At 44.5% G+C, this 13,862-nt stretch carries 6 protein-coding genes; 1 reads left to right on the top strand and 5 read right to left on the bottom strand.

The window, feature by feature from the left end:
- Positions 1 to 248: 248 nt before the first annotated feature.
- From SY85_RS24720 to SY85_RS24710, 3 genes are all read right to left on the bottom strand, one after another.
- Entirely contained in the window at positions 249 to 851 is a 603-nt protein-coding gene (locus SY85_RS24720) for a hypothetical protein (protein ID WP_066409039.1), read from the bottom strand.
- Positions 852 to 970: 119 nt separating this feature from the next.
- Positions 971 to 2,962 carry an OmpA family protein gene (locus tag SY85_RS24715; protein WP_066409037.1) on the bottom strand — a complete coding sequence of 664 codons (1,992 nt, stop codon included), beginning with the start codon at positions 2,960 to 2,962 and terminating at the stop codon, positions 971 to 973.
- Between the two features lie 65 nt (positions 2,963 to 3,027).
- A complete protein-coding gene (locus SY85_RS24710) occupies positions 3,028 to 4,032 on the bottom strand; it encodes a PorP/SprF family type IX secretion system membrane protein (protein ID WP_066410145.1) in 1,005 nt (334 codons plus the stop codon).
- A gap of 933 nt (positions 4,033 to 4,965) precedes the next feature.
- On the opposite strand from SY85_RS24710, the gene SY85_RS24705 reads away from it, so the two are divergent.
- Positions 4,966 to 6,006, top strand: a complete 1,041-nt coding sequence (locus tag SY85_RS24705) for an IS110 family RNA-guided transposase (protein ID WP_066409034.1) — start codon at positions 4,966 to 4,968, stop codon at positions 6,004 to 6,006.
- 178 nt (positions 6,007 to 6,184) lie between these two features.
- Here the strand turns inward: SY85_RS24705 and SY85_RS24700 are convergent, their stop codons facing one another.
- Both SY85_RS24700 and SY85_RS24695 read right to left on the bottom strand, forming a co-directional pair.
- Positions 6,185 to 9,523 carry a T9SS type B sorting domain-containing protein gene (locus tag SY85_RS24700; RefSeq protein WP_158513033.1) on the bottom strand — a complete coding sequence of 1,113 codons (3,339 nt, stop codon included), beginning with the start codon at positions 9,521 to 9,523 and terminating at the stop codon, positions 6,185 to 6,187.
- A gap of 160 nt (positions 9,524 to 9,683) precedes the next feature.
- Complete coding sequence (locus SY85_RS24695) at positions 9,684 to 13,859, bottom strand: PKD domain-containing protein (protein WP_066409030.1); 4,176 nt, start codon at positions 13,857 to 13,859, stop codon at positions 9,684 to 9,686.
- Between the last annotated feature and the right edge of the window lie 3 nt (positions 13,860 to 13,862).

The raw sequence follows: 13,862 nt of genomic DNA, 5'->3' as shown, positions 1-13,862 counted from the left end.
CTTAAAACAGCGAAAAGCTTTTGAAGTGGGAGTCTTATAGAAGTCGTTAAACAATTCTGAAGAAACTCTATATTACAGGTAAGCCTTACTAGTTTCTGCCTTTAAATAATGTTGTTTGTACGTGTGTTTAGTTGGGGGGGAATAACCCCGGCTTTACACCGGGGTCATATAAAGAAACCAACCTAAAGACCAAGGATTCGAAAACTGCTCTGTTTGTGTGAATAACAGCTTCGCATCCATAAGTTGAATTAATCTTTCAAGTTTAGGGCTTTCTTCACCTGCGCATAATCGTTCCAGTTAATATCAGTACGACCTGCAACACCACCTGGGATCAAAACATAGCGGTATTGGCGAATCTTTGCATTACTAGAATTGGTTGTACTGCTTGCATTGAAGTTTGCGTTCATAACGATGGATCCTATAGTAAAACCTGCATTGATTGTTATAGCATCAGGAAACAGCAAACCAGTTGTTTCGATATATGGTAATGCAACAATGCCAGGAGCAGCAGCAGTACCTGCATTCCAATATAATTTAACAACACCCTTGTTAATAATATCTGCTGTAATTTTTGTATCCTTGATTTCGGCTTGATAACCAACAATTGTACCGCTACTTGTTATAGCAGTGAATGGAACATCTGTCCATGCAGAATAGATCACATTAGCTGTACCAACTGGACCCGCCGCACCTTGAGGACCTTGCGCACCTGCTGCACCTGTTGCACCAGTATCACCTTTGTCACCTTTAGGACCTACTTCACCATCTTTTGCGCAGGATGTAATACCAATTGCCACTACCAGGGCTAAACCGCTGAAAAGTTTCCACATGTTTGTTGTTCTGTTTTTCATGTTGTTCGTTTTGTTTTTTTGTTGAAATTTTTGTTTGTTTTTGGGGTTAATAAATTTCTGATGGAAGGGGAAAGAAAGGTGTTCCAGCAGTAGAGCCAGAACACGCTTCTACTTCGTTATTAATTATTCAACACTTTAAATTCTGTTCTACGGTTTTTCTGACGGCCTTCTGCATTATCAGTGCCATCTTCATTAGTGTTTGGTGCAATTGGTTGCGTAGCACCATAACCTTTGGCCTGCAAGCGAGATTGTTCAATACCTTTTTTCACTAAATAAGCCACTACGCTTTGAGCACGAGCTTCAGAGAGTTTTTGGTTGTAGGTATCAGTACCCTTGTTATCGGTATGGGCGCCGATCTCGATCACCATGGCTGGATTCTTCACTAACATGTCAACCAGTTGATCCAATGAAGGATAAGACGCTGGCTTCAGGCTGGCCTTGTTGTAATCGTAGTATACATTCTCCAATACGATCGCCTTAGGAACAGGATTCAAACACAGGGCAGGCGTAGTAAGACTTTCAGCTTCCTCATCGTTTGGTGTGGAAATAGCTAATGTATTAGAGATATAACCTTCAGATGTTGCAACCGCTTTCAGGTTCTTATAATCTTCCAATTTAAAAGTATAACGGCCATCTGCACCTGTAGTTTGGGTAGTTACCACCGCATTGTTAGATGGGTCTATTACTTGTACATTGATACCAGCCAAAGGTTGTTGGTTTTCGCAGTTCAGCACCACCCCACTCACCTGCTTTAACGGACGTTGCTTGTTTAGAGCAAACAGTTCCAGGCAGCACTCAGAGGCGCGGTCAGAACTTAAAATAGCATCTTCCAAAATGTTTTTGGCGCTGCCACGGCTTACAAAATAGATATCGTCTTTAACAGAGTTTACAGGATAGCCAAAGTTTTTAGGCGTAGCCCAGTTACCAACTGTACCCTTGCTATAAAAGAAGTCATAACCACCCATGCCTACTCTTCCATTGCTGGAGAATACTAAGGTCTTGGAGGCGGCATGGTAGAAAGGTGCCTGATCATCACCAGTAGAGTTGATGCTGCCACCTAAGTTGCGAGAGTTGGTTGTTTGTCCATTGGCATCCAGGTCTGCTACCCAAATGTCAAATCCGCCTTGACCACCCGCTTTATCACTAGAATAATAAAGTTGTTTACCATCCGGTGTTACAAAAGGCTGCTGTGAACTGAAGCCTTCAGCATTGATATCACCGCCTACTAAAGCAGGTTCGCTCCAGCCGGTATTGGTTTTAGTGCTGCTGTAAAGAGCCGCGGTCTTCTTACCGTGGTTGATGGTCCAGCGCGTTAAAAACATCGTGTTGCCATTGGGCGTCAGGCTGATCACCCCTTGGTGCATATCGGAGCCCTGTGGCAAATTGGTTTTGCTTATGCCCGCCAAAGCATTATCATTATACGTTGCCTCATACACACGGTTGATATACGACTGGTCTTTTCCTTTATTACTATCAATACGAGTAGAGGTAAACAACAACGTATTACCCAACCAAACAGGGGCATAGTTGGCACCTTTTGCGTTTAAGCCATTGGCCTTATCGATAGCATACAGGTGTAAATCCTTTTTCTTTAACTCGCTGGCGATATAACGCAGGCTTTCCACTTCTCTTTTAGCGGCCTGGCTGTATTCATCCGCCTGGGTATAACCATCCAGGAACGCGCTAAAGGCACGCTCAGCTTCTCCGTACTTTTGAAGGGCTTTCAAGGTCAGACCATAGTAATAACCCGCCAGCGGATACTGCGTCTTATCAAAACTCAACGCCTGCTGGTAATAGGCTTCCGCCTTGCCAGGGAAATGCAGTAAGCGATAGCTCTCTGCCAGGTGATAGATCACCTGTTCCTGGCTGCTTAATGCACCACCCTTCTTTTTAGAGGCAGACGCATTGGCTTGTGAAGTATATGGATTATAAGAGGCTTGAGTGATCTTATTCTTGTTCGCCTCCAGCCATTTTTCATAGTATTGAGTAGCGGAATAATAATCGCCTTTTTTATAGTAACTATCAGCAGCTTTCAGGTAGTCATAACTATACTGCGCGTGCATGGCTTCACAACTGAACACAACAAGCGCCGTAAATAATATTTTCTTCATGCTATGTCGGATTAGAGAATGTTTAATGGTTTAGGAATTGCCAGATGTTTTTGTTCTTCTTTTGATTATAATCGTGGACACACAAAATCTACTTCTTCTGTTTTGGCACGCTTGCGGCCAGTGATAGATAAAGAGATCTCAAAGCTGTTGCCACCCTTGGTCATTTTACCCAGGTCAGAGCTGTTAACATCATAGCTGGCACCCAACAGCATGTTCTTATAAGTAAAGCCTACATACGGCGAAATCGCATCTTGAAAGCGGTAGTTGGCACCTAATAATAAATCAGTTCCTGGAGCCGCTTTTAACTGTGCATAAGCACCCAGCATTTTTTCTTCGGCAGTTCCCTGCTTCATATATAACGCATTAGGTGTAAGTGATACCACATCTGAAAGTTGAATTCTTATACCACTGTGTACGGTATAACGCATTGGCATTCTAGCATCACCACTGGCACTAAAGCGGTCTTCCGGACGCGTTAAATGCGATACAGAAAAGCCGCCATAGAAGTTGGCTTTCTTACCCGGCGTAGCATCAAAGTATAATACACCAGCCCCTACATCAAGCGAAGAAGAGGACGTACGGCTTAGAGCTTCTCCAGAGGCTGTACCCGGTACATAACCGGTTGTTGGATTCCACTGGTCACCGAAACTTAATTTAGACACATCAAAACGACGATCGATCACGCCAGCCTGTAAGCCAAAGGTTAAACGATGCTGATCCATTTTGCCCCACTTTACACCCGTGTAGGCAACGTTGCCATACGCAGTAGTGTAAGTATAACCGGCATCTTTTACAGTCTGACGGAGAATGCTAGCTCCCAGGTTTATATTTTTATTTGTATTTACATCCACAGAAAGACCCGGTGTTACAAAAGGGCTCACACCACCCCATTGAGAACGATACAAACCAGTTACACGGTAGTCGCCATCAAATGCACCCGTCAATGCCGGGTTCAGCCAGGAAGGGTACATATAGTACTGGGAAAAATGCGGATCGGTCTGCGCCTGCATTTGTTTTCCTGCAAGGCCAGACAGTAGTAGTAAACCGAGAACTTTAATGCTCTTTCTCATGTCAGTTGGCATTTTGTGTGTTTAATATTTTTTAGTGTCACATTATTTTAAAATGGGAATTGAACCGTGTAGGGTTAAAGCCATTTTGGTTTTCTATTTCAATTAGACACTCGTGGCAACCAGCTCAATTGGGCTTACTCTCTTTCAGTAGATTTTTTCCTTGTTGTACCTGGTAGTGCCACATTTCTTCTCACATTTCCCTTTGGTTTGTACTGCTATACAGGTGTAGCAATCCTTCCCGAAGGAATTCCGACTATTTAAATACATCGAAGTAGTTAAAATGGGGGAGGGCACACGAAACTTTTTTCTTTTTTTAAGAGATTTTTCTTGGTTGACTGATTTTTTTCGCACAGAGCAAGGGAGAATATTGAACAAGGAACAAGGAATGATGAATAATGAAGGGAGGAAATGTTCAATGCTCAACTCTCAATAATCAAGGTACAAGTGAAGAAGACAGCAAGAGATGTTATAATAGCAGTTTGTTCTATAGTCGAAGTCTCTGAGATCCTTCACTGCGTTCAGGATGACAAGTGCAAGAGGCATTATGATAGTTGACAGCTTGCAGGTGTAAGTGTAAGTTGAAACTTGAAACGATCTCTGCGTCGATTTGCGCCATCTGCGGGCCAAACATTCTCTGTGCCACTCCCTGTCCCAGTGTCTCCTATGTTTGTAACGGATCGTTTACTGTTTGGTGAGTCAGGAGTTGATCTAGCCCTAGATTTGGTTTTAAAAAGTGAAAAAGGAGTGAGAGCCTTTGGTGTCTAAACAACTGTTGAAGTATGTTCTCACGGAGAAATGGCCTCACTCTTTTTTATCTCTTCGAGTTTGAACAGAATCTAAGGAATAGTGCTATAGGCCTATATCCAGAATATCCAGCCAGGAGACAAAACGAAGGGAGATTTTTCACTTTCCCCTATTTAAATGCAGTGGTCTATGAGAAAAATTGTAAAGCAGGTAGCGGGCATTGATGTCGCTGCCAAAGAGCTGGTTGTAACCCTGGGACGGATGTATGATGACTGGACGCCCGAGATCTATGCCAGCAAGTCCTTTGCCAACAATCAAAAAGGCTTTCTAAGCCTGGTTTTGTGGGTAAAGAAGCTGACCGGTGCGGTTGAAGCCGTGCGTTATGTCATGGAGGCGACCGGGGTCTATCATGAGGCGCTGGCTTATTTTCTGGAGGCCCAGGGTCACCCGCTCACCATTGTGTTACCCAGCAAGATCAGCAACTATTTTAAAACACTTGACGTCAAATCGGTTACCGATACCACCGCCGCCGAAGCCATTGCCCGGTTTGGATTGGAACGGAAACTCGATAACTGGAAAAAGCCCAACGCCGTGTTCAAAAAGCTCCGGCAGTTAACCCGTGAGCGCGATCAGGTTGTTGAGGCCCGCACCGTGGCCAAGAATCAACTGCATGCCGAGGCCGCTGAAGCGGAACCTGGCCCAAACACAGTGGCCCGGTTGAAAAAACAAATTGCCTTTTTCACTAAGCAGGAAAAAGAAATCAAAGAAGAGATCAGGGCCCTGGTAAAAGCCGACCCACAGGTCAGCCAGGCTGTTGACATCATGAGCACCCTGCCCGGCGTGGGTTCCTTAACCGCCGCCATTGTGCTGGCCGAGACCAATGGTTTTGAACTGGTCCGCAATAAACGGCAATTAAGCAGCTACGCCGGCCTGGATGTAAAAGAAAAGCAATCGGGCACTTCCGTCAAAGGCAAGCCCCGGATCTCCAAAAAGGGAAACAAGCAATTGCGAAAAGCCATGCACCTGCCGGCACTGGCGGCCATACGCCACGCCCCACGATTTAAAGCCGTCTATGCCAGGCTGGTCGCAAGGCATGGCATAAAAATGAAGGCAGCCGTAGCGGTACAAAGAAAACTGTTAGAGATCATGTATGTGATGTATAAAACCAAGACGCCTTACCAGAAAGAGTATGTACCCAAAATAGCCGAAGAAAATCAGGCGGCCGCCTAAAAAACTGGGGTGGTCATAAACAGACCACCCCAAACAGGCTGGCTTAAAGCCGCCTAAAACACAAAAATAAATGAATTAACTATTGGTATTTAACACAGAATCTCCGTGGTTCCTTCCTCTCCGCGCCCCGGCGCGCTCTGCTTGCAGCTTGTAGCTTGACGCGTGTAGCTTTCCTTCCCTACTTCAAAATAGTCACCGCCCCACTCACAGGTGCACTACCGTCTTTGCAATCAATAACATAATAATAAGTACCTATTGGTAACGGTTTACCGTTTTGCCTACCATCCCATGGCGTTGTATAACCTATTGAAGAAAACACCAATTGCCCATATCGATTAAAAACCTGCACTGTTGCTCCCGAGTAATCCGCCAGGTTCACGATCTCCCAACGATCATTGATACCATCGCCGTTTGGCGAGAACACATTAGGAACCTTTAGCTGTCTCAATATCTTCACACGTAAGAAATCACTGGCCTGGCAATCATATTCATTGGTTGCGGTCAATACATATTGTTGATCTTGCACTACTACTAATGAAGGTTGTAAGATCCGGGGATCACTTAGTCCTATTACTGGTGACCATTGATAGGAAAGCTTGAGAGAATCAGTTGCCTGCGCCTGAAAGCGAATGGTCTCACCCATGGGCACTACAAACGAAGCACCGGCATCAATAAGAGGTTTTGGATAAACGGTCAAGGTTTGAGAAATAGAATCACTACAGCCACCCGTTGACGTATATATATACCAGATGGTATGTTTACCCGGTCCGGCTATTGAAGGAGTGAAATGGCCTGTTGCGTCAGTAGCCTTGCCTTTATAAATACCAAGACCACCTACCCCATTGGTTATAGCTGCATTGGCTACAGACAATGTTCCTGTCACCGTTTCACAGATATTGGGTAAAGCAGCATAGGTTAACTGGGGTTGAATATTGAATGTTGTTTTAAGAATTGTATCTTTTTTACAACCGTTCACTGTACTTGCACTGTAACTGATGGTATAGGTGTTGGCACCAAATCGATGCGAGGGGTCTGCTAGTGTTGATGTATTCGAATTACTAGCACTGGCCTCACTATCGCCAAAATCCCACCTATAGCCAGCAGGGTTCATCGCCTGTCCGTCAGCAGCTGCACTCAAACTCTTAAATTGTACCACACCATCTTTTAAGCAGGAACCTGGGTATTGAATGGTAAGTGTAGGTTTAGCATAAATGGTAATGATTTGTTGCGCCGTATCACTGCTGCACCCGTTTGGAAATTGGGTCACGTGCTTTACGGTATACTCACCATAGCTGGTAAACAGCTTTTGCTTTGGTGCATATGTGTTCGTCGTACTCGTGTCCTTATTGCCAAAATCCCAAAACCATTTTGCAACACCCGCTTCTGTTGTTTTATCTGTGAAAGTCACTTTCTCCCCTTCACAAGGCAAAGCGGTCCAATCAAATAAGGGTGTTACCGGTTTTGTAGAAAGGGCAAAGGGTTTAGTGGTATCTGCCACACAGCCTTCGCTTGAAATAGCTGTTAAACGGGCCGTATAAGCACCGGCATTGAAGTTTTGTGTTACATCTTTGCCACTTGTTCTAATTGTATCTTTTGTATCGGCCAGTGTCCACTTCCAACTATAAATGGAGGTACTGTCCATGAATTTTTGCTGACCTTTAAATTGAACGTTGGCCGACGGTTGACAATTTGTATAGTTAATATCAAAATCCGTCTTCAACGCCTCTCTAACTTCGACTACATAGGGTATCTCCTCTGTATTGGTACAGTTTTCTACACTGGCATGTGTGGCTAGTACTGTTATTTTATGAATGCCAGGTATCGTAAACATATAGGTTTGAGGAAGTGTGTATTTATAATAGCTGTTGCCGTTTACGGTTTCCATACCTGCTAATACCGGAGGCGTATCTACATCAATCGCTGGTGTTATGGTATCTTTAAGCGCACTCAATTTCCATTGCAAACGAGTGGGCTGATAGCGCAGTAATACAGATAACTGTACCGGTGTATTTAAACAGGTAAACAGGTTGGCACCCGGATTGGGATTGAACAGATTTCGTAAAAAAGGCATTCCACTCAGGTTATTGATCATGGTGCCCACATTATATCCATAGGTTTCTGCTACTCCTATTCCATAGGTGATCCCCGTAAAGGCAGAATCACTTTGAACTACACATTGCTTTTGTTCGGCCCGCCACCGCTTTACCACTACGGTGTAGCCTGCTAGATTGGGATGCGGGTAGGAATAGCTATAGGCATTGGTTACGCCATCTATGGTTAGCGTCTTCAGTCCATTCGTTGGAATGATTAACGTTAGATAGTTGACATCGATCTTTTCTTGTGTGTTTCTATAAAACCCTGTCTGCTTGATCGCTTGCTCCATAGGGCTGATCAGCATCAGTTCAGGATCACCATTACCTGTTGAAGAGCAATAACCGGCCGTTGGAATATATTGTGCCACCTGTATGGGCTGGTCCGCCTCTATATAATCTGCCTGGTCGCTCTGGTACTCGTAGTAAAACCCCCGAAGGCCAAACAATCGCATACCATTCTTTTTTACAATGGTCCTGGGATCTTTTACAATGATCCGATAGACATTGATATTATTGGTTTGGGCCGATGCATCAACGGATGTCGGTGCTGTTAGATAATGTTTTCCCCAGGCTTGTGAGGGGAATAGCTGCTGAATCAAATTATCACCACCATTTTTATCATCATTGCAGGAAATGGCCGTACGACTACTGCCCGAGAAAACAGCGATCGGGTAACATTTGCCCTGGCTATTGGCAATGGAAGTAACGGTAGTTCCGGTAAGATCGTAGGCTTCATCATCTGTAATAGATGCTCCCAGCAACTGGTAGATCTCTCCTTTTTGAAGATCTACATCTATAGGCACATTGGCTGCCTGTCCACCTCTTGTTGCTGCCAATGGAATAATACGTACCCGCGTATTATTTTCTTTAGCTATCACATACACCCACGAAAAGCAATCCCTTGCGCCATTGGTATTATAGATCTGCCTGGTATTCATAGATACATAAGAATAGCCCCAGGTATCAACTGGCATTAACATAGTAGATCCTGAAGCCTGATTTCCATAAATATGGGCATATACTATAATAGGCACATCACTTTCTATATGAATACCATGTTTTGTAAAAAGGCCTTCAGAGAAAGTACCTCCATAAGTAGGAGGTCGTGTGTATAAGCGAAAGTCATATGAAGATGAAGGCAGTCCCTTAGGGATTGGCTTGCTTTGGATAACGGAGTTAGCGGGCACCGTGTAGGGCTCGCTGTAAGCCGTTCCATTTACGGATACGGTAACGTGCGCATCACGGCCTTCTGTACTAAAGTAAAGCACCATTTCCTGGCCGTTCTTAGGAACGGCAGTCGTTTGCATTTCCATGAATTGGTGATGTCCATAGCCTACATAAAACTCCCTTCCTTTATTGGAAAGCGTTTGAGCAAAAGAGGCATAGGTGCTTACCAATAACACCAGCAACGATGTTATTTTCATTTCATGTTTCATGGTTGCGTACTATCCGCAGTATTGAGTTATACCCTTTTAAGTTAATCAGTGGGTTCTTGAGTTTACAAGTTCACAGGTTTACAAGTTCACAAGTTCGCGAGTTTGAAAACAGGAACTCGTGAACAAGTGAACTCATAAACTCATAAACTTATCGAAGTACCGTAACCGAACCTTTCAAAGCCGGATCTCCATTTCCTAATTCAATCACATAGTAATAGGTTCCTATCGGTACCGGCTGGCCATTCATTTTACCATCCCACAACTTGGCGTTGCCCTTGGTGCTGAACACTTTCTGGCCATAGCGGTTGAACACTTCCAAAAGGGAGTTTGGATACAGCCCCAGGTTTTTGATCACCCAGGTATCGTTGATGCCATCGCCGTTTGGAGAGAACACATTTGGTGCTTCCACAGGACGTTGCACCACTACTTTTAATTCGTCAGTAGCCGTACAGTTATGATCGCCGGTAGCGGTGAGCTTGTACACACCATCGTTATTAACCAGCAAGCTAGGTTGTAAGATGTTGGCATTGCTTAACTCCTGCCCTGGCGTCCATACAAACAGGAGGTTTGACGAATTAGCCGTGGCTTTGAATTGAATGGTAGTACCTTCTTTCACGGTAAAGTTTGGACCCGCATCAATCACTGGTTGCAGGTACACCTGTACCGTTTTACTAACAGGCTCAGAAGTACAACCCACGCCATCCTTTACCACCAGTTGCACGGTGTAAGTACCCGGTTGGCTATACGTTTTAGAAGGATTGCTAATGCTATTATTGGTTCCATCACCAAAGGCCCACTGCCAGGTAGCTACCGCCCCATTGGAAGACGTACTTTGATCACTGAATACGGAAGCATTGCCTTGGCACAGTTCATTGGCACTTACAGCAAAGGCTGCCACCGGTTGATTGTAAAACTTGTTCAGTGTTTTACTGGCCGTTGCCGAACAACCTTCAGCCGAGGTTGTTTTTAATGACACCGTGTAGGTTCCTGCTCTTGTATAAATATGGAGCGGACTAGCTTCATTGGAACTGGAATTATCACCAAAGTTCCAGGCATAACTTAATTCACTGTTAGTACTAATGGTAGACCCGTTGGTAAACTGCGCCTTTCCAGTTGGCATACACACCATGGATGGCAGTTCAAAGTTGACAGTTGGCAGCGGATTAACAGTAACCACATGTTTGGTGGTGTCACTGCTGCAGCCATTATTACCTATAGCAACGAGTTGAATGGTATACGTACCTGCCTGACTATATTGCTTGTTAAAGGCCGCAGCCGCATTACGCACCTCACTTACGCCATTGCCATAATTCCAGTTCCAGCTGCTGATGGTACCGGTAGGTATGGTAGATTGATCGGTGATGGTTACTGCGCCATCAAGACAGATTTGGTTAGTAGCGGTAAAGGCAGCTCTTGGCTTCGGCAGTACGTTGATGGTTTGAGAAACAGAATCTGTACAACCTTGAGTGGTGGTAAACACATACCAAATGGTTTGGTTACCAGCGCCAGCTGTAGCCGGATCAAACTGTCCAATACCACTCACCCCCTTGCCTTTATAGATACCGGTGCCCGGTACGCCATTGGTCACCGTAGCCTTTGCTACAGAAATAGGAGCACTGTTTTCACAAATGGCACTTAAGGCGCCAAACGTAAACTGCGGACGCACATTGAACGTAGCCTTGATCACTGTATCGCGATAGCAGCCTTTTTCGGTAGTTACCTTATAGGTAATATCATAAGTGCCATAGTTGGTATACTTATGTGTTGGGTTGGCTAAAGTAGATGTGTTGGGGTTGGAAGCATTGGCAGTAGCATCCCCAAAGTTCCAGCTGTAGCTGGAAAGTGCTTGGCCATCGGGAGCTTTAGAAGTACTTGTAAATTGCACATTACCATCCGTAGGCAAACAACCCGCAGGGTATTGGATGGAAAGGTCAGGACGGGCATACACCACCACCTGCTGTACCGCGGTATCACTGTAGCAGACGTCGGAGAACTTCACCATGTGCTTCACCGTTATAGTGCCCGGCTTACTGAACGTGCGCGTTGGCGTACCGCCCGTAGTTAAGGTCACCGTGTCTTTAGCGCCAAAATCCCAGTACCATTTTTTCACCCCACCTTCCGGAGCTTTCTCTGAGAAACTGATGGTGCTGCCTTCGCAGATCAATGCTGGCAAGGCGTCAAAGGCTGGCGTAACAGGGTTAGCCGACAGGGTAAATAGTTTAGTCGTATCGGCCACACAGGCATTAGCGTCAATAGCAATTAATCGGGCGGAATGACTACCGGCATTGAAGGTCTGCTGCACATTTTTACCGGATGCTGATGAAGGAGTAGTTCCATTTAAGAAACTCCACTCCCATCTTCTAATAGGGGTGGTATCTTTAAAATTGTCTTCTCCGTTAAATTTGATAAGCTCCGAGGTTTTACAGTTTTGGTAGTCAATCGTAAAATCAGATTTCAATTCACCTTTTACTTCTACTTCGTAAAAGATCTCCTCGGTATTATCACAGGTTTTAACAGATGGATGGGTTGTGAACACGGGAATTGTAAATTTTCCTGCCTGTTTAAATTTATAATAACCAGGCAACGTGTATCGATAATAGGGAACGCCATTTACCATTTGCATTCCTTTCGATACAGGTGCATTGTCTACTACATCCACAGCAGGCTCTATGGTTCCGGCCAGCTTACTTAGCTTCCACTGAATTTTAGTAGGTTCATACCGCACTAATACCGATAATTCCACCGGTGTGTTGACACAGGTATACTTGTTGGCCGTATCTGCGGTATTATATTGGTTCTTAATAAATGGATATCCACTTAAATTGTTGATGTAAGCTCCAGCATTGTACATGTAACTTTCAGAAACACCAAAACCATACGTCATAGCGGTGAATGCGGAATCACTCTCTACAATGGCTTGTGCCGGCGCACGTGGAGCCAGCGTCGTTCTCCATTGCTGCACCACTACCGAATAACCCGGAAGATTGGGGTTGGGATATACGTTAGAAAAATTTTGCTGGCCGTCTATTTTAAGACTTTTTAAGCCTTCGGTAGGTATATTTAGTAATAAGTAGTTCCATGCGACCGTGACTTTATTAGTACGGTAAAATCCCGTGTGCTTAATACCTTGTTCAATAGGACTTAAAAACACAAAATCAGGATCCCCCCTTCCTAAATATCCACAGGCACCTTCGGAAGGCTGCATTTGCGCTACTAGAATAGGCTGATCAGCTTCAATGTAATCCGCTGTATTACTAGAAAACTCATAGTAGTTTCCTTGTAACAAACTAGCGCTGGGTATAATGACCCCATTTCTTTTTACCACAGTGGCAGGGTCATTTACTTTTACCAGGTAAAAGTTGACATTGTGTCGCATAGGATCAGCATCAACACAGGTTGGAATGGTCGCATACCGCCTGCCCCAGGCATGCTCCGGAAAAATTTGTTGAAACAGGATATCTTCAGGAAAATAGGTACCATTAGAAGGAAGACCTCCCCGGCAAAAAATAAACTGAGAACTGCTACCCATAAAAGTGGCAATAGGTAGGCATTCTCCCTTACTGTTGGCAATGGATCTAACCGTAGTACCTCCCAGGTCGTATTGAAATAGAGGATACCCAGTTTTATCTGCCATGATCTGGTAAATATCTCCTTTCTGAAGGGTTACATCAAAGGGCACACCAGGCGCTTGTCCGCTCCTGATAGGGGCAGATGGTGTTATACGGATCTTTGTATCATCTTCTTTAGCTACTACATACATCCAGGAATAAGCACTTAATTTAGAACCTGGTGCATATCCATAATTCGTTGCCATTCTTGGCGCCAAGACGCTGTAAGCATAGCCCCAGGATTCTACTGGCATTAACATCGTAGCTGCAGAACTATTACTCAAATATATATGAGCATACGCTACAATAGGCACTGTACTTACTATGTGGATTCCATGTCTATTAAATAGGCCCTGAGAATTTGTACCGCCTAATGTAACATCTGGCGACCATAAACGCGCATCGACACTGGTTGGTGGCGGCCCATATTTTCCACGAGGAATGATCTTACTGGTTATCACCGAATTAGCCGGCACATCATATTCTTCTTTATAGCTTGTCCCCTTAATGGTTACCGTTACATGTGCTGCTTCCTCTGCACTGAAATACAATACCATTTCCTGAGACTCAATCGGTAAAGGTAAATCTTCCATTTGAACCGTATGGCCATAGCCCACCCAAAACTCCTTTCCTCGATTACTGAAGTTTTGGGCAGCTACAGACACACTGGATAGGACCAGTATAAGAATAATTAGGTGTTGGCGTATTCTAGTCATAGG

This window comes from Flavisolibacter tropicus (assembly GCF_001644645.1).
GTDB lineage: Bacteria > Bacteroidota > Bacteroidia > Chitinophagales > Chitinophagaceae > Flavisolibacter > Flavisolibacter tropicus.
The sequence above is the reverse complement of the archived record's forward strand: the minus strand, read 5'-3'. Positions and strand labels throughout refer to the sequence as shown.